This is a genomic window from Mycobacterium sp., from assembly GCF_049608025.1.
Classification (GTDB): domain Bacteria; phylum Actinomycetota; class Actinomycetes; order Mycobacteriales; family Mycobacteriaceae; genus Mycobacterium.
Genome location: NZ_JBMYXC010000040.1, coordinates 1 through 17,136 on the forward strand (window position 1 = coordinate 1; position 17,136 = coordinate 17,136).

The window sequence follows — 17,136 nt, forward strand, 5'->3', positions numbered from 1 at the left end:
GCGGTAATGGCGGCACCGGCCTCGGCGGTGATCTCAACGTCGGCGGCCTCGGTGGTGCCGGTGGCTCCTCGGGCGGCGCCGGCATCGGCGGCAGTGGTGGTAACGGTGGTTCCGCCGTGACAACGGTGTTCTTATCCGTATCGAAGGCGACGACGTCCGGCGGCGCCGGCGGCGTCGGTGGAAACGGCGGACTCGTGTCGGGAGGTGTCGGCGGCAGCGGCGGTATGGCCACCGCCGAGAACGCGACCGGCACACCCGCAGTGGCCTGCCCATTAAGGCTCTGAACTGCAATAACACTGGTGGGCGCGGACGGTATCGAACCGCCGACCGCTGGTGTGTAAAACCAGAGCTCTACCACTGAGCTACGCGCCCGATCCCGGGCAGGCTACACGCCGATGACGCGCCACCGGAAATCCGCGTCACCCTGACCGAAGCGCAGCCAGCGCTTGTGCCCACACCGCCTGATCGCGAACCTCGCCGGGCTGCCTGCACTCAGCGAACCGAATGACTCCGCAGCGGTCCACCGCGAAGGTGCCCCGGTTGGCAAACCCGCTGTCGTCGTTGAACACGCCGTAGTCCTGACTGACCGCGCCGTGGGGCCAGAAGTCAGCGAGCACCGGGAAGGTGAACCCGCGCTGGGTGGCCCACACCTTGTGGGTGGGTGGCGGCCCTACCGAAATGGCCAGCGTGGCGGTGTCGTCGTTGACGAAGTCGGACAGATTATCGCGGACGTCGTCGAGCTCACGAGCACAGATGCTGGTGAAGGCGAGCGGGAAGAACACCAGAAGCACGTTCTTGGGCGTGCGGCCTGCCGCACCCAAAGAACTGAGCGTCACCGGCTGGTTGTTCTGATCCTTGAGCGTGAAATCCGGTGCGTGGTGGCCGACAGCGAGCACTGCTAGTGCCGACTGGCGGCTTTGGACTTCGGCTGGACCAGTCGACTGGCGATCCAGCCCCCCAGCGCGGCTGAGGACGTCTGCATCAAGCCTGCGGTCGGCGCCGACTCCGCGATCTCGGCTGGTTGCACGTGCCCCCGTTGGCCGGTCTTAGGGGTGACCACCCAGATGACGCCGTCATCGGCGAGCGGAGTGATGGCGTCCATCAGCCTGTCGACGAGATCGCCGTCCCCGTCTCGCCACCACAAGAGGACCACGTCGATGACTTCGTCGGAGTCCTCGTCGAGCAGGTCAGCGCCGCACTCATCCTCGATGGCGAACCGGATGTCGTCGTCGGTGTCCTCGTCCCAACCCAACTCCTGCACGATCTGATCTTTTTCGATGCCCAGTCTGCGGGCGTAGTTCGGGGCGGCACCCGCCGAGACCACCTTCAGTCCTCCTTCAGTCAATGTCATTCGCTGCACGCTGTGTCATGTTCGGGTCCTATCGTCGCACGCCCGGCCGCGACAGCGGACGTGTGCTGGCCAGTTCACCGGAATGCGGCGTCGCATCGGTTCAATGCGGTGGTCTTCGAATCGTTGAGACGGGTGATCGCTGCGTTGAATTCTTCGGTCCCGTAATTGCCCGCGATCGCGCCCGCCACCACCCGCGCGGCGTCCACCCAGCTGTTGAGCGCATCCCGCAGATCAGGCGGCAGCGGGTCCGAGACGGTGCCCGCCACCCGGTCGGCACTGAGGTTCAGTGCGTCCACCGCCGGACCGGCACTGCTCCCGACATCGCCAGGATTGGCGTTGAAGGCGTCGACGTAGGTGTTCACCGCGCCGATGGCGTCGGCGCTGCTCGAGCTCATCACCTCGCACGAGGTCTGGACGGCCTCGGTGGTCAACGATTCCTGGCGTTCGGACTCGCGCGCGCTGGAACTCGCGATGGATTCCTCGATCGACGCCGACACCGAGGCCCGGTACAGGGGCGCTTCCCCCTGGGCGACCGCGACATCGCCGTCGGTGACCTTGGTGCAGCCCACGATGATCATGGCCAGCAAGGCCAATGTGCCGGTGACAAATGCCGCGCCCTGCGCGCGGGGCACCGCCAGCCAACCCATCAGCACGGTGCAGACGTTACCGGGTCGCCCGACTATTCACACTGCCGTTGAAGTTGCCAATCGGCGGTTCCCCGCACTGGCCCCACGTTGTCGTGCGGATGGGGCAGGATAAGGCCACAACAATTTAGACACAGATGTGTTCCACCGCGCAGGTAAGGAGCGCACCCATTTCCACCGCCTACCGAGGAGCGGAAGTTGACCACCGAGTTCGTGCGTCAGGATCTGGCCCAAAACTCCAGCAGTACAGCCGAACCCGACCGAGTTCGCGTCATTCGGGAAGGCGTCGCGTCGTATCTTCCGGACATCGACCCGGAGGAGACGGGCGAGTGGCTCGAGTCGTTCGACGGTTTGGTGGAGCGTTCCGGTCCTGCCCGGGCTCGCTATCTGATGTTGCGGCTGTTGGAACGCGCGGGTGAGCAGAGAGTCGCGATTCCGGCGCTGACGTCATCCGATTACGTCAACACGATCCCCACCGAACTGGAGCCGTGGTTTCCGGGCGACGAGGACGTCGAGCGCCGCTACCGCGCCTGGATCCGGTGGAATGCCGCGATCATGGTGCACCGCGCCCAACGGCCCGGAGTCGGTGTCGGTGGTCATATTTCCACCTACGCCTCCTCGGCCGCCCTCTACGAAGTCGGGTTCAACCACTTCTTCCGGGGCAAGTCCCACCCGGGCGGCGGGGACCAGGTATTCATCCAAGGGCATGCGTCGCCGGGCATCTACGCACGTGCGTTCCTGGAAGGCCGCCTCAGCGCTGATCAGCTTGATGGGTTCCGCCAGGAACACAGCCACCCGGGCGGCGGCATCCCGTCTTACCCCCACCCACGCCTGATGCCCGACTTCTGGGAGTTCCCGACGGTGTCGATGGGTCTGGGCCCGATGAACGCCATCTATCAGGCCCGGTTCAATCACTACCTGCACGACCGGGGCATCAAAGACACCGCCAACCAACACGTGTGGGCCTTTCTCGGCGACGGCGAGATGGACGAGCCGGAAAGCCGCGGCCTGGCCCACGTCGCAGCGCTTGAAGGTCTGGACAATTTGACCTTCGTCGTCAACTGCAACCTGCAGCGCCTCGATGGGCCGGTGCGCGGCAACGGCAAGATCATCCAGGAGCTGGAGTCGTTCTTCCGTGGCGCCGGCTGGAACGTGATCAAGGTGGTGTGGGGCCGCGAGTGGGACGTCCTGCTACAAGCAGATCGCGACGGCGCCCTGGTGAACCTGATGAACAGCACGCCCGACGGTGACTACCAGACCTACAAGGCCAACGACGGCGGCTACGTACGTGACCACTTCTTCGGCCGGGACCCCCGCACCAAGCAGTTGGTGGAACACCTGTCCGACACCGACATCTGGAACCTGAAGCGCGGCGGCCACGACTACCGCAAAGTCCACGCCGCATACCACGCCGCGATGGAGCACAAGGGTCAGCCGACGGTGATCCTGGCCAAGACCATCAAGGGCTACACGCTGGGCAAGCACTTCGAAGGCCGAAACGCCACCCACCAGATGAAGAAGCTTGCGCTCCAGGATCTCAAGGACTTCCGCGACACCCAGCGCATCCCCATCAGTGATGAGCAGCTCGAGAAGGACCCGTATCTGCCGCCTTACTATCACCCCGGGCCCGAGGCGCCCGAGATCCGCTACCTGATGGACCGACGCCGGGCCCTCGGCGGGTTCGTGCCGGAGAGACGCACCAAAACCAAGGTGCTGCCGCTGCCCGGCGAGGACGCCTACAAGGCCCTGAAGAAGGGGTCCGGCAACCAAGAAGTCGCGACCACCATGGCGATGGTCCGCACTTTCAAGGAATTGCTCAGGGACAAGAGCATCGGCCCGCGCATCGTGCCGATCATCCCCGATGAGGCCCGCACGTTCGGGATGGACTCGTGGTTTCCGAGCCTCAAGATCTACAACCGCAACGGTCAGCTGTACACGGCCGTCGATGCGGAACTGATGCTCGCCTACAAGGAGAGCCAGTCGGGTCAGATCCTGCACGAGGGCATCAACGAGGCCGGTTCGACGGCGTCGTTCACCGCTGTGGGCACGTCCTATTCCACCCATGACGAGCCGATGATCCCGATCTACATCTTCTACTCGATGTTCGGGTTCCAGCGCACCGGCGACGGATTCTGGGCCGCGGCTGACCAGATGACGCGCGGGTTCGTGCTGGGTGCGACGGCGGGGCGCACCACGCTGACCGGCGAAGGCCTCCAGCACGCCGACGGTCACTCGTTGTTGCTGGCTGCCACCAATCCGGCCGTGGTGGCCTACGACCCGGCATTCGCCTACGAGATCGCCCACATCGTGGCCAGCGGACTACAGCGGATGTTCGGCGAGGACCCGGAGAACGTCTACTTCTACATCACCATCTACAACGAGCCCTACCTCCAGCCCGCCCAACCCGACGGACTGGACGTGGCGGGATTGCTGCGCGGCATCTACCGCTACCGGTCGGCGCCGCAGCAGCGGTCCAACGTGGCCCAAATCCTGTCCTCGGGGGTGTCGATGCCCGCCGCGCTGCGGGCCGCCGACCTGCTGGCCGAGGAATGGGACGTGGCCGCCGACGTCTGGTCGGTCACCAGTTGGGGCGAGCTGAACCGCGACGGTGTGGCGATCGAGAAAGAACAGCTGCGCCACCCCGAGCGCCCGGCGGGCACGCCCTATGTCACCACGGCTCTTGCCGGGGCCTCCGGCCCGGTGGTGGCGGTGTCGGACTGGATGCGTGCGGTTCCCGAACAGATCCGGCCCTGGGTACCAGGAACCTTCGTCACGCTGGGCACGGACGGATTCGGCTTCTCCGACACCCGTCCGGCCGCGCGCCGCTATTTCAACACCGACACCGAGTCGATCGTCGTCGCAGTCCTGGAAGGCCTGGCCCGCGACGGCAACATCGATATGGCCGTAGCGGTGAAAGCCGCGGAGAAGTACCAGATCGACGATGTGATGGCCGCGCCGGAACAGACCTCCGACCCGGGCGTCGCCTGACGGTCGCCAAATTGTATGGGTCGGCCAGAGAACAAGCGTAGATTTTAGGAATGACCGACAACAATCGGTTCATCCCTCCGCCGTCCACCGTCGAGGTGCTGGAGAATGTGCCCGAGTCGGCGCTGCGCCGGCTCAAGCAGTACTCGGGCCGGCTGGCCACCGAAGCGGTCCACGTCCTGCAGGAGCGGTTGACGTTCTTCGCCGATCTGGACGCGTCCCAACGGGCCAGCGTCCAGTTGGTCGTCCAGGCCGCGGTGGTCAACTTCGTCGAATGGATGCGCGACCCCCAGAGCAACGTCAACTACACCGCGCAGGCCTTCGAGGTTGTTCCCCACGATTTGCGCAGGCAGATCGCGCTGCGCCAGTCCGTCGAGATGGTGCGCGTCACGATGGAGTTCTTCGAGGAGACGGTGCCAGTGCTGGCGCGTTCGGAGGAACAGCTGACCGCGCTCACGGCGGGCATCCTGCGATATAGCCGCGACCTGGCCTTTGCCGCGGCCACCGCATATGCCGATCAGGCCGAGGCCCGCGGTGCGTGGGACACCCGGATGGAAGCCAACCTCGTCGACGCCGTGGTCCGCGGGGACCTGGGCCCCGAACTGCAGTCCCAGGCCGCCGCGTTGAACTGGGATGCGACCGCACCGGCGACCGTCGTCGTCGGGACTCCCCGACCGGATCGGATCGAATTCGCCGGCGACGACGTTCACGACGTGGCGAAACGCAACGGGCGCTCAGCGTTGTCCGACGTGCACGGCACGTGGCTGGTCACCATCGTCTCCGGCAGACTGTCGCCTACCGACCGTTTCCTGGCCGATTTGATGGGCGTGTTCGACGACGGGCCGGTGGTGATCGGGCCGACGGCGCCCACGCTGGGCGCGGCGCATCGCAGCGCCACAGAGGCGATCGCGGGAATGAACGCTGTCGCGGGATGGGCGGGTGCGCCACGCCCGGTGCCAGCCCGAGAGCTGCTCCCAGAGCGGGCGTTGCTCGGTGACGCCACGGCCGCCGTGGCACTGGAAGCCGAAGTGATGCGGCCCCTCTCGGACGCGGGGCCGGCGCTGATGGAGACGCTGGACGCCTACCTCGACACCGGTGGCGCGATCGAGGCTTGTGCGCGCAAATTGTTCGTTCATCCAAATACGGTGCGCTACCGGCTCAAACGGATCGCCGACTTCACCGGCCGCGATCCGACGGTTCCGCGCGACTCGTACGTCCTGCGGGTGGCCTCCACGGTAGGCCGGTTGGCCGGCCACGCTCAGCACTCCACCGCTGCGGGCAGCCGGTCCGGGCAGGTCATTGGTGTTGCGCCAGTCACAGTTGTGGACCAAACGGGCGGGTAACTGATTTCGGTTCGGTCTCGATAACGCCGCCCCACATGGCGTTTTGTGGACTACCTACAAAAACATAAGACAAGGTTCATAATCTCTTACACCGCACAAAACCGTCTTCTCAATGTTTCCTTAGAGACGTGCCTCAGAAGACTGTGCTCGCATTCCTCGCGCCCGGACAGGGCTCCCAGACCCCCGGCATGCTCGCCGACTGGCTGGAGCTGCCCGGAGCTGCCCAGCGCATCGCTGCCTGGTCGGAGATCAGTGGCCTGGACCTTGCCCGCCTGGGCACCAGCGCCGACGCTGAGGAAATCACCGACACCGCGGTGACCCAGCCCCTCGTGGTGGCCGCGACCCTGCTCGCCTACGAGGAATTCGCCAGTCGAACCCTGCAGGACAACAGCGAGAACACCCACATCATCGCGGCCGGGCACTCCGTCGGGGAGCTCGCCGCCTACGCCATCGCCGGCGTCATTTCAGCCGACGAGGCCGTTGCATTGGCAGCGACCCGCGGCGCCGAGATGGCCAAGGCTTGCGCGCTGGAGCCCACCGGCATGTCGGCGCTGCTGGGCGGCGACGAGGACGAGGTACTCGCCCGCCTCGAGGCCTTGGATCTGGTGCCCGCCAATCGCAACGCGGCCGGACAGATTGTCGCCGCGGGCGCAGTGTCGGCTTTGGAGAAGCTGGCCGAGGATCCGCCCGCGCGGGCGCGCATCCGCCGACTCGCCACCGCAGGTGCCTTCCATACCCAGTACATGGCCCCGGCCCTTGCCGGGTACACCACCGTGGCCGACCAGATCACGCCGGCTGAGATCTCCTCGCCAACCGTGACGCTGCTGTCGAACGCCGACGGTCGTCCGGTGTCCTCGGCAGCTGATGCGATGACCAAGCTGGTGGCTCAGATGACCCTGCCGGTGCGCTGGGATCTGTGCACCGCGACCATCCGAGATCTCTTCGCACAAGCCGCAGGTTCCGGTGGGGCTTGCGCGATCGTCGAGTTCCCGCCGGCGGGAACACTGACCGGAATCGCCAAACGCGAGCTGAAGGGAACTCCGACCCATCCCGTAAAGTGTCCCGCTGACCTGGACGAACTCGCTGAGACATTCACGCCAATCCGCGCCTGAACAGTACCTATATCGATAATTCGCAACTCAACACATCAGCAACAAGCCCGAGTTAGTAACAACCAACAGATAGAAGGAGCCACTATGGCCGCCACTCAGGACGAAATCATCACCGGACTCGCCGAGATCATCGAAGAGGTCACCGGGATCGAGCCCTCCGAGGTGACTCCCGAGAAGTCGTTCGTCGACGACCTGGACATCGACTCGCTGTCGATGGTCGAGATCGCCGTGCAGACCGAGGACAAGTACGGCGTGAAGATCCCCGACGAGGATCTCGCCGGCCTGCGCACCGTCGGTGACGTCGTCGCCTACATCCAGAAGCTCGAGGAAGAGAACCCCGAAGCCGCAGCGGCTATCCGGGCACAGCTCACGGGTGACAAGTGACCAGACCTTCCACTGCCAACGGCGGGTTCCCGAATGTCGTCGTGACGGCCGTCACGGCGACCACCTCGATCGCGCCGGATATCGAGAGCACGTGGAAGGGTCTGCTGGCAGGCGAAAGCGGCATCCGCATTCTCGATGACGACTTCGTCGAGAAATGGGATCTCGCCGTCAAGATCGGGGGGCACCTCAAGGAGCCTCTCGACCCGCTGATGACCCGACTGGAACTACGGCGCATGTCGTATGTCCAGCGGATGTCGAAGTACATCGGTAATCAGCTGTGGGACAGCATCGGACGTCCGGAGGTCGATCCCGATCGTTTCTCGGTCGTGATCGGCACCGGGCTCGGTGGCGGCGAGAAGATCGTCGAGATGTACGACGCGATGAACGAGGGCGGGCCCCGCAAGGTGTCCCCGCTCGCCGTTCAGATGATCATGCCCAACGGTGCCGCTGCCGTGGTGGGCCTGGAATTGGGCGCCCGCGCCGGGGTCATCACCCCGGTGTCGGCGTGCTCATCGGGGTCCGAGGGCATCGCCCACGCCTGGCGTCAGCTGGTCATGGGTGACGCGGACATCGCTGTCTGCGGTGGTGTCGAAGGCATGATCGAGGCACTGCCCATCGCAGCGTTCTCGATGATGCGCGCAATGTCGACCCGCAACGAGGATCCCGAAGCTGCGTCTCGGCCCTTCGACAAGAACCGTGACGGGTTCGTCTTCGGCGAAGCCGGCGCGCTGATGGTCATCGAGACCGAGGAACACGCCAAGGCCCGTGGCGCCAAGCCGCTTGCCAGGTTGATGGGCGCGGGCATCACGTCGGACGCGTTCCACATGGTGGCCCCCGCCTCGGACGGTCAACGGGCCGGCCAGGCGATGAAACGGGCGATGGAGACAGCAGGCCTGTCGCCGGCAGACATCCAACACGTCAACGCGCACGCCACGTCGACCTCGATCGGCGACACCGCGGAGGCCAATGCCATCCGGGTTGCCGGTGTCGAGCACGCTCCGGTCTACGCGCCGAAGTCGGCGCTGGGACACTCGATCGGCGCCGTCGGAGCACTTGAGTCCATCCTGACGGTGCTGGCGCTGCGTGACGGAGTGATCCCGCCGACGCTGAACTACGAGACACCCGATCCCGAAATCGATCTCGATGTCGTCGCAGGTGAGCCTCGATACGGCGAATACCAGTACGCCATCAACAACTCGTTCGGCTTCGGCGGTCACAATGTGGCTCTGGCGTTTGGTCGGTACTAAACGGGCTTAGCACCGGGAAAGGACACGCGGCTCAGTCATGTCTACGCCAACGACAGGCAACGGATTTCCGGATGTCGTGGTCACCGGTGTCGCGATGACCACGAGTGTGGCCACCGACGCCGAGTCGACCTGGAAGGCGCTGCAGGATTCGCAAAGCGGCATCCGCACGCTCGAAGACTCCTTCATCGAAGAGTTCGAACTGCCGGTGCGCATAGGTGGCCACCTGCTGGAGGACTTCGACGCCGAACTGACCAAGGTCGAGAGGCGACGGATGTCCTACGTCCAGAAGATGGCCGCCGTGCTGGGCCGGCGGGCATGGGAGAACTCCGGTTCCCCCGAGGTGGACACCGAGCGCCTCATGGTGGCTATCGGAACCGGACTCGGCGGAGCCGAAGCGCTGGTGTTCGCCTACGACGGCCTGCGGGAACGCGGCTTGCGTGCGGTGTCCCCGCTGGCCGTGCAGATGTTCATGCCCAACGGCCCCTCAGCCGTGGTCGGGTTGGATCGGGCAGCCAAGGCCGGAGTCGTGACCCCGATCTCGGCCTGCGCCTCAGGCTCGGAAGCCATCGCCCAGGCCTGGCGCAACATCGTGTTCGGTGAGGCCGACATCGCGATCTGCGGCGGTGTGGAACAGCGCATCGAAGCCGTGCCGATCGCCGCTTTCGCCCAGATGCGCATCGTCATGTCGACCAACAACGACGACCCCGCCGGCGCATGTCGCCCCTTCGACAAGGACCGCGACGGGTTCGTCTTCGGCGAGGCAGGTGCCCTCATGGTCATCGAGACCGAGGAACACGCCAAGGCGCGGGGCGCCCAGATCCTGGGTCGGCTGATGGGCGCGAGCATCACCTCGGACGGCTTCCACATGGTGGCCCCCGACCCCAACGGCGAGCGGGCCGGTTACGCGATGACCCGGGCGATCCAGCTCGCGGGCCTGAAACCCACCGACATCGACCACGTGAACGCGCACGCCACCGGCACCAGCGTCGGCGACGTCGCCGAAGGCAAAGCGATCAACAAAGCGATGGGTGCGCACCGTCCGGCGGTATACGCCCCGAAGTCTGCGCTGGGCCATTCGGTCGGCGCGGTCGGCGCGGTGGAGTCGATCTTGACTTTGATGGCGTTGCGCGATGGCGTCATCCCGCCCACTTTGAACCTGAAGAATGTCGATCCAGAAATCGATCTCGACGTGGTTGCCGGGGACCCGCTGACCGGAGACTTCCGGTATGCGATCAGCAATTCGTTCGGATTCGGCGGGCACAATGTCGCACTCGCCTTCGGTAGATACTGAAACGGCAGGAGAACACATGACGACGATTGAGAATGGGCTGGCCCCCGACGCAATGAACGAATCCCTGGATCCGCGTGATCCGATGCTGCGCCTGTCCACCTTCTTCGACGACGGCACCGTAGAGCTCCTTCACGAACGTGACCGCTCCGGGATACTGGCAGCGTCCGGCGCCGTCAACGGGGTGCGGACCATCGCGTTCTGCACCGACGGCACCGTGATGGGCGGCGCGATGGGTGTGGAGGGCTGCAAGCACATCGTCGATGCCTACGACCTCGCCATCGAGGAACACAGCCCGATCGTCGGAATCTGGCACTCCGGCGGCGCCCGGCTCGCCGAAGGGGTGAAGGCACTACACGCCGTTGGGCTGGTATTCGAGGCGATGATCCGGGCATCGGGGCACGTGCCGCAGATCTCGGTCGTGGTCGGCTTCGCCGCCGGCGGCGCCGCCTACGGCCCGGCACTGACCGACGTTGTGATCATGGCGCCCGAGGGCAGAGTGTTCGTCACCGGACCTGACGTGGTACGCAGCGTGACCGGCGAGGACGTCGACATGGCCAGCCTCGGCGGCCCCGACACCCACCATAAGAAATCCGGCGTCTGCCACATCGTCGCCGACGACGAACTCGACGCGTACGCCCGCGGCCGGCGTCTGGTCAGTTATTTCTGCCAGCAGGGCCACTTCGACCGCAGCAAAGCCGAGGCCGGCGACACCGATCTCAAGGCGCTGCTGCCCGAGTCACCCCGTCGTGCCTACGATGTGCATCCGCTGGTCGTGGCCCTACTGGACAGTGACGCGCCGTTCGAGGAGTTCCAGGCGAAGTGGGCTCCGTCGATGGTTGTCGGCCTGGGCCGGCTCTCGGGGCGCACCGTCGGCGTGCTGGCCAACAACCCGCTACGACTCGGCGGCTGCCTCAACTCCGAAAGTGCGGAGAAGGCAGCGCGTTTCGTGCGGCTGTGCAATGCCTTCGGCATTCCGCTCGTCGTCGTCGTCGATGTGCCCGGCTACCTGCCCGGCGTGGACCAGGAGTGGGGCGGCGTGGTCCGCCGTGGCGCCAAGCTGCTGCATGCCTTCGGCGAGTCCTCGGTGCCGCGCGTCACGCTGGTCACCCGCAAGATCTACGGCGGTGCATACATCGCGATGAACTCGCGCTCCCTGAATGCCACTAAGGTCTTCGCCTGGCCGGACGCCGAGGTCGCCGTCATGGGCGCCAAGGCCGCAGTTGGCATCCTGCACAAGAAGAAGCTGGCCGCCGCTGCCCCCGAGGAGCGTGAGGAGCTGCACCAAGAGCTGGCCGACGAACACGAAAAGCTCGCCGGCGGTGTGGACTCGGCTATCGACATCGGTGTTGTGGACGCGAAGATCGACCCGGCGCACACCCGCAGCGTGCTGACCCAGGCGTTGGCCGAGGCACCGGCACGGCGGGGCCGCCACAAGAACATTCCGCTGTAACCCGTTTAGCCCTTGTGGGGCGAGCAGGGGTCAGGGCACGAACTCTGCGGCTACCCCTTCTACCCGCTCGCGGTCTCGGGCGACAAGTCCGATGCGGGTGCGCCGGTCCAGGATGTCGTCGACGGTGAGCGCGCCCTCGTGGGTGACGGCGTACTCGAATTCGGCACGCGTGACGTCGATTCCGTCGGCCACCTTCTCGGTCGGCCGATCGCAGCTCGCACGGGCAACCACGTTGGGCGCTTCGGCCCCGAACCGGGCCACCAGTGAGCCCGGTAGTTCAGCCGCTGAGCGAAGTGCCGCAACGGGATTCGATGGAGCTCCGACCAGCGGAAGGTTTCGGGTCCGGCAGACGCCCGCACTCAGCCCCCGCAGCGTGGCGGCACGGTCGACCACGTCCTCGGCCATGTATCGGTACTCGGTGAGTTTGCCGCCGATCACACTGATGACGCCGGAAGGAGACTCGACGACCGCATGGTCTCGCGACAGGTCCGCGGTGTCGCCGTCGCCGCTGTCGATCAACGGCCGCAACCCGGCGTAGGCGCCCATGACGTCGTCCTGCCCGAGGGCGATGTCTAGCGCGGTGTTCACGGTGTCGAGCAGGAACGAGATCTCCGCCTGCGTTGGCTGCGGCACATCGGGAATCGGCCCGGGAGCGTCCTCATCGGTCAGTCCCAAGTACACCCTGCCGAGCTGTTCGGGCATCGCGAACACGAATCTGTTGATCTCGCCGGGGATCGGGACGGTCAGCGCCGCAGTGGGATTGCCGAACGCTGCGGCATCGAACACCAGATGGGTTCCACGGCTGGGCCGCAGCCGGATAGAGCCGTCCAACTCGCCGGCCCAGACGCCGGTGGCGTTGACGACTGCGCGGGCCGTGACCTCCATCGACTCCCCGGTGAGGGTGTCGGCCAGCGTGACTGACGTGCGCGTCGCATTCGATGCCGCGACGCGGGTGAGAATCCTGGCGCCGTGCTGGGCTGCGGTTCGAGCCACAGCGGTGACCAGCCGGGCGTCGTCGATGAGTTGCCCGTCGTAGGCCAGCAGCGCACCGTCGAGGCCGCCGCGGCGCACCGTCGGGGCCAGCGCGATAGCACCTCGCGCATCGATCCTGCGTGACCTGGGCAGAGTTGACACCGACGTGCCCGCCAGCTTGCGCAGCCCGTCGCCCGCCGCGAACCCGATCCGCACCAGTGCCCTGGAGGCTCGGGTCATCTCGGGCAACAGCGGAACGAGCTGTGGCATCGCGCTCACCAGGTGGGGCGCGTTGCGCGACATCAGGATTCCGCGTTCGACGGCGCTGCGCCGGGCGATGCCGACGTTGCCGGTGGCCAGGTAGCGCAACCCGCCGTGTACCAGCTTCGAGCTCCATCGGCTGGTGCCGAACGCCAGATCGTGCTTCTCCACCAGTACGACCGACAGGCCCCGGGTCACAGCGTCCAGGGCGATCCCGGCGCCGGTGATGCCGCCACCGATCACGATGAGGTCGACGGTACCGCCGTCGCCAACTGCGCCGAGTTCCTGACCGCGGCGTGACGCGTTCAGAGCCGTTGAACTGCTCATGGTTTCAGGTATCCGTTCAGTGAGTGTGCCAGCTCGACATTGAGCGCCCCACGGTCGAGGAGCGCCTCCACCATCTGTGCCGATTGGATGGTTGACTGCGTGATGAGCAGGCACATCGCCGCCATCTGACGCGGGTCGCCCGGACGCACGCTACCGTCGTGCTGCGCCGCTTTGATCCCCTCGGCGAATTCATCCACGAGAATCTTCTGGCTGGCGCCCAATCGCTCGGCGATGTACACCATGGCCAGGCTCGGCGCGCTGACGAGCACCGACATCACGACCTCGTCGTTGCGCAGATGCTCGGCGAGGGCAACCACGCGGTCGACCAGAGCCTCGCGCCCGGCACCATTTTCGGGGACATCCTGGAGCGCGCCGGTGATGCGGGCGGTCAGGAGTTCAGCGATCACCCACCGGATGTCAGGCCAGCGCCGGTAGATGGTGGGACGACTGACCCGCGCCCGTCGTGCGATCTCGGTCATCGTCGTCCGCTCGACACCGTACGCGAGGACGCATTCTGCAGCAGCGTCGAGGATCTTTTTCTCGACGCTCCCTTCAGAGTTGCGGCTTTCAGAGTTACGGATTGACATGTTCTGTAATACTGTAATGCATGACTGCTGCTGACGCCCACCAGTTCGACCCCCCGATGCAATGGAACGCCTGGGGCGACCACGATGCGGCCAAGCCCCTGTCCCCCAGCATCCGCACGTTGCTCAGCCAGGCCCTCGGTGTCGAGGGGCCCGATGCCGACCAGCCCAGTGCCGATCAGGTTCGGCTCCGGCCATCGGCCCTGTCGCAATCCGATCGCGACGGCCTGAGCTCGATCGTCGGCGACGCGAACCTCACCCTCGATGACCGCAGCCGACTGCTCCGCGCCGGCGGCAAGTCGACGCTGGATCTGCTGCGGCGCCGGGATTTCGATGTCCAGGACGCCCCGGACGCGGTACTGCTTCCCGGTAGTGAAGAAGAGGTAGCCGAGATCCTCGGGTACTGCGCCGAACACGGCATCGCTGTCGTCCCGTTCGGGGGCGGCACCAGCGTCGTCGGTGGACTGGATCCGGTGCGGGGCGATTTCCCAGCAGTCGTGTCGCTGGATCTGCGCCGGATGAACGAACTGCACGCCCTCGACGAGGTGTCGTGGGAAGCCGAGTTGGGCGCCGGCCTCAGCGGCCCGGAGGCCGAACGACTGCTCGGTGCACGCGGGTTCTCCCTCGGTCACTTTCCGCAAAGCTTCTTGTTCGCGACCATCGGTGGATTCGCCGCGACGCGCTCGTCGGGTCAGGACTCCGCAGGGTACGGCCGGTTCAACGACATGGTCCGCGGTCTGCGGGCCGTCACTCCGGCCGGCATCCTCGATCTGGGGCGCGCACCGGAATCTGCGGCGGGCCCGGACCTGCGCCAGCTGCTCATGGGCTCGGAAGGCACCTTCGGGATCATCACCAGGGTGCGGGTCCGCGTGCATCCCACCCCAGCGGCCACCCGCTACGAGGCGTGGTCGTTTCCCGACTTCGCCACCGGTGCCGACGCACTGCGCGCGGTCGTTCAGACCGGGACCGGGCCGACCGTGATCCGACTGTCCGACGAAGCCGAGACCGGTGTCAACCTCGCGACCAGCGACAACATCGGCGAGCAGCAGATAACGGGCGGATGCCTGGCCATCACCGTATTCGAGGGCACCGAAGCGCACGTGGCCAGCCGCCACTCCGAGACCCGGGCACTGTTGGAGGTCAGTGGCGGCACGTCACTGGGCGAGGGTCCGGCACGCGCGTGGGAGCACGGCCGCTTCAACGCGCCGTATCTGCGCGATTCGCTGCTGTCGGCCGGGGCCCTCTGCGAAACCTTGGAGACCGCGACCAACTGGTCCAATGTCCCGGCCCTGAAGGCCGCGGTGACCGACGCGCTCACCGGCGCGCTCGCTGAGTCCGGAACACCTGCACTGGTGTTGTGTCACATTTCGCACGTGTATCCCACCGGGGCCTCGCTGTACTTCACCGTCGTTGCGGCCCAGCGCGGCAACCCGATCGAACAGTGGCGCACCGCCAAGGCGGCTGCCTCCGATGCGATGGTGGAAGTCGGCGCCACCATCAGCCACCATCACGCCGTCGGCTCAGACCATATGCCGTGGATGCCCAACGAGGTGGGCCCCGTCGGCGTGCAGGTACTGCGGGCCGTCAAGGCGGCCCTTGATCCGGCTGGAATCCTCAACCCGGGCAAGCTGATTCCGTGACCGAGCGCGCTCGCGTCACCGTGCTGACCAACCCTGCATCGGGACACGGCAGCGCGCCACACGCGGCTGAGCGGGCCATCGCGCAGCTGCACAGGCGAGGCGTCGATGTCGTTGCCATCGCGGGCAGCGACGCCGAGCACTCGCGACGGTTGGTCAACGGCGCGCTGGAGCGCGGCATGGACGCGCTGGTGGTCGTCGGCGGTGACGGCATCATCTCGCTCGCATTGCAGGTGCTCGCGCAATCCGACATACCGTTGGCCATCATCCCCGCCGGCACTGGCAATGACCACGCCCGGGAGTTCCGGATACCGGCCAAGAATCCCGAAGCAGCGGCCGACATCGTCGTCGATGGCGTCGTCGAGACCGTGGACTTGGGTCACGTCACGAGCGCCGACGGTACGGAGAAGTGGTTCGGCACCGTGATGGCCGCCGGCTTCGACTCACTGGTCACCGACAGGACCAACCGGATGCGCTGGCCGCACGGACGGATGCGCTACAACCTGGCCATCGTCGCCGAAATCTCCCAGCTGCGGCTACTTCCCTTCCGGCTGTCCTTCGACGGCGGGGAAGAACTGGCCATCGACCTGACCCTGGCCGCGTTCGGCAACACCCGCAGCTACGGCGGCGGCATGCGGATCTGTCCGGGTGCGGACCCATCCGACGGGCTGCTCGACGTGACGATGGTGGCGTCGGCGTCGCGCACCCGCCTGGTCCGCCTGTTCCCCAAGGTGTTCAAGGGTAAGCATGTCGACCTCGACGAGGTGCAGACCGCGCAGGCGCGCAGCATCAGCGTCGATTGCCTGGCTTCGCCCAAAATCACGGCCTACGCCGACGGTGAGTACGTCTGCCCGCTGCCCCTCGAAGTATCCGCGGTGCCGGGCGCGCTGAAGATCCTGCGGCCTGCCCGCTAACCGACTCCCCTGTTCAGCCAGCTGACCTCCGCAGTGGCCCCACCGTCGCGGTAGGCGTCCAGTGCGTCGTCCCACGCGGTGCCCAGCACCGAGTCCAACTCCACAGAAAGGGTGTCCGCGCCCGATGCCATCAGGGTGCGCAACCTCATCTCGCCCACCATCACGTCCCCGTTGGCGCTCATCGCGCCACTCCAGAGACCGAGCTGCGGAGTGTGGCACCAGCGGTGACCGTCGACCCCGCTGCTGGGATCCTCGGTCACCTCGAACCGCAGCACCGACCATGAGCGCAGCGCGTTCGCCAGTTGGGCTCCGGTACCTACCGGCCCGACCCAGTTTGTGACGGCGCGCAGTTGCCCGGGCATCGCGGGCTGCGGGGTCCACTTCAAGTTCGCCCGCGCAGAGAGGGTCGACGACAGCGCCCACTCGACATGGGGGCACACCGCGGCGGGTGAGGCGTGGACATACACCACGCCCGTCGTCGCGTCGGCGAATTGGTTCGCTGCACGCATCTTCTGCTCCTTCGGCTTCACGAGGGACGTCTTCCCCAACGACCTGGTGAGCTACCGAGTAACAAACGATGTGTACAGAGATGTAGTTATAGCTGCCTGTGCCTTACGAGACTATTGTGCCTTGT

The 17,136-nt window shown here is 66.1% G+C and carries 15 protein-coding genes, 1 tRNA gene and 1 pseudogene; 10 read left to right on the forward strand and 7 right to left on the reverse strand.

What is annotated here, in order from left to right:
* Positions 1–284 (forward strand): annotated as a pseudogene (locus ACPGXI_RS13100) (PE family protein); the annotation flags it as partial.
* A gap of 13 nt (positions 285–297) precedes the next feature.
* Here ACPGXI_RS13100 and ACPGXI_RS13105 read toward each other — a convergent pair.
* The 4 genes from ACPGXI_RS13105 to ACPGXI_RS13120 form a co-directional block, all read right to left on the reverse strand.
* Positions 298–372: transfer RNA gene (locus ACPGXI_RS13105), tRNA-Val, on the reverse strand.
* A 47-nt stretch (positions 373–419) separates the two neighbouring features.
* Positions 420–896, reverse strand: coding sequence for a peroxiredoxin (locus ACPGXI_RS13110; protein ID WP_526653533.1), 477 nt, complete (start codon positions 894–896; stop codon positions 420–422).
* A 2-nt stretch (positions 897–898) separates the two neighbouring features.
* Complete coding sequence (locus ACPGXI_RS13115) at positions 899–1,351, reverse strand: DUF3052 family protein (RefSeq protein WP_526653535.1); 453 nt, start codon at positions 1,349–1,351, stop codon at positions 899–901.
* A gap of 74 nt (positions 1,352–1,425) precedes the next feature.
* Positions 1,426–1,998 (reverse strand): Rv2240c family protein, encoded by a 573-nt coding sequence (locus ACPGXI_RS13120; protein WP_526653574.1) that lies wholly within the window; start codon positions 1,996–1,998, stop codon positions 1,426–1,428.
* A gap of 195 nt (positions 1,999–2,193) precedes the next feature.
* On the opposite strand from ACPGXI_RS13120, the gene aceE reads away from it, so the two are divergent.
* The 7 genes from aceE (at position 2,194) to ACPGXI_RS13155 (ending at position 11,807) form a co-directional block, all read left to right on the forward strand.
* Positions 2,194–4,983: a pyruvate dehydrogenase (acetyl-transferring), homodimeric type gene (gene aceE / locus ACPGXI_RS13125; RefSeq protein ID WP_526653537.1), complete on the forward strand. Its 2,790-nt coding sequence runs from the start codon at positions 2,194–2,196 to the stop codon at positions 4,981–4,983.
* Positions 4,984–5,033: 50 nt separating this feature from the next.
* The gene (locus tag ACPGXI_RS13130; protein ID WP_526653539.1) at positions 5,034–6,323 is read left to right on the forward strand and encodes a PucR family transcriptional regulator; all 1,290 of its coding nucleotides are present in this window, start codon (positions 5,034–5,036) and stop codon (positions 6,321–6,323) included.
* A gap of 143 nt (positions 6,324–6,466) precedes the next feature.
* Positions 6,467–7,435: an ACP S-malonyltransferase gene (locus ACPGXI_RS13135; RefSeq protein ID WP_526653576.1), complete on the forward strand. Its 969-nt coding sequence runs from the start codon at positions 6,467–6,469 to the stop codon at positions 7,433–7,435.
* 84 nt (positions 7,436–7,519) lie between these two features.
* Positions 7,520–7,819 carry a meromycolate extension acyl carrier protein AcpM gene (gene acpM / locus ACPGXI_RS13140; RefSeq protein ID WP_526653541.1) on the forward strand — a complete coding sequence of 100 codons (300 nt, stop codon included), beginning with the start codon at positions 7,520–7,522 and terminating at the stop codon, positions 7,817–7,819.
* A complete protein-coding gene (gene kasA, locus ACPGXI_RS13145; RefSeq protein WP_526653543.1) occupies positions 7,816–9,066 on the forward strand; it encodes a 3-oxoacyl-ACP synthase KasA in 1,251 nt (416 codons plus the stop codon). The genes acpM and kasA overlap by 4 nt, the downstream gene beginning before the upstream one ends.
* Positions 9,067–9,103: 37 nt before the next feature.
* Entirely contained in the window at positions 9,104–10,357 is a 1,254-nt protein-coding gene (gene kasB, locus ACPGXI_RS13150; RefSeq protein WP_526653545.1) for a 3-oxoacyl-ACP synthase KasB, read from the forward strand.
* Between the two features lie 16 nt (positions 10,358–10,373).
* Positions 10,374–11,807, forward strand: a complete 1,434-nt coding sequence (locus ACPGXI_RS13155) for an acyl-CoA carboxylase subunit beta (protein WP_526653548.1) — start codon at positions 10,374–10,376, stop codon at positions 11,805–11,807.
* Between the two features lie 30 nt (positions 11,808–11,837).
* On the opposite strand, the gene ACPGXI_RS13160 is transcribed toward ACPGXI_RS13155, so the two are convergent.
* Both ACPGXI_RS13160 and ACPGXI_RS13165 read right to left on the reverse strand, forming a co-directional pair.
* Entirely contained in the window at positions 11,838–13,367 is a 1,530-nt protein-coding gene (locus ACPGXI_RS13160; RefSeq protein WP_526653549.1) for a glycerol-3-phosphate dehydrogenase/oxidase, read from the reverse strand.
* Positions 13,364–13,954 (reverse strand): TetR/AcrR family transcriptional regulator, encoded by a 591-nt coding sequence (locus ACPGXI_RS13165; protein ID WP_526653550.1) that lies wholly within the window; start codon positions 13,952–13,954, stop codon positions 13,364–13,366. The genes ACPGXI_RS13160 and ACPGXI_RS13165 overlap by 4 nt, the downstream gene beginning before the upstream one ends.
* A gap of 56 nt (positions 13,955–14,010) precedes the next feature.
* On the opposite strand from ACPGXI_RS13165, the gene ACPGXI_RS13170 reads away from it, so the two are divergent.
* Together ACPGXI_RS13170 and ACPGXI_RS13175 are read left to right on the forward strand one after the other, a co-directional pair.
* Complete coding sequence (locus ACPGXI_RS13170) at positions 14,011–15,591, forward strand: FAD-binding oxidoreductase (protein WP_526653578.1); 1,581 nt, start codon at positions 14,011–14,013, stop codon at positions 15,589–15,591.
* Positions 15,588–16,502 carry a diacylglycerol kinase gene (locus ACPGXI_RS13175; RefSeq protein WP_526653551.1) on the forward strand — a complete coding sequence of 305 codons (915 nt, stop codon included), beginning with the start codon at positions 15,588–15,590 and terminating at the stop codon, positions 16,500–16,502. Before ACPGXI_RS13170 ends, ACPGXI_RS13175 begins: the two co-directional genes overlap by 4 nt.
* On the opposite strand, the gene ACPGXI_RS13180 is transcribed toward ACPGXI_RS13175, so the two are convergent.
* A complete protein-coding gene (locus ACPGXI_RS13180; RefSeq protein WP_526653553.1) occupies positions 16,499–17,011 on the reverse strand; it encodes a DUF3145 family protein in 513 nt (170 codons plus the stop codon). The two genes, ACPGXI_RS13175 and ACPGXI_RS13180, sit on opposite strands and share 4 nt — an antisense overlap.
* Between the last annotated feature and the right edge of the window lie 125 nt (positions 17,012–17,136).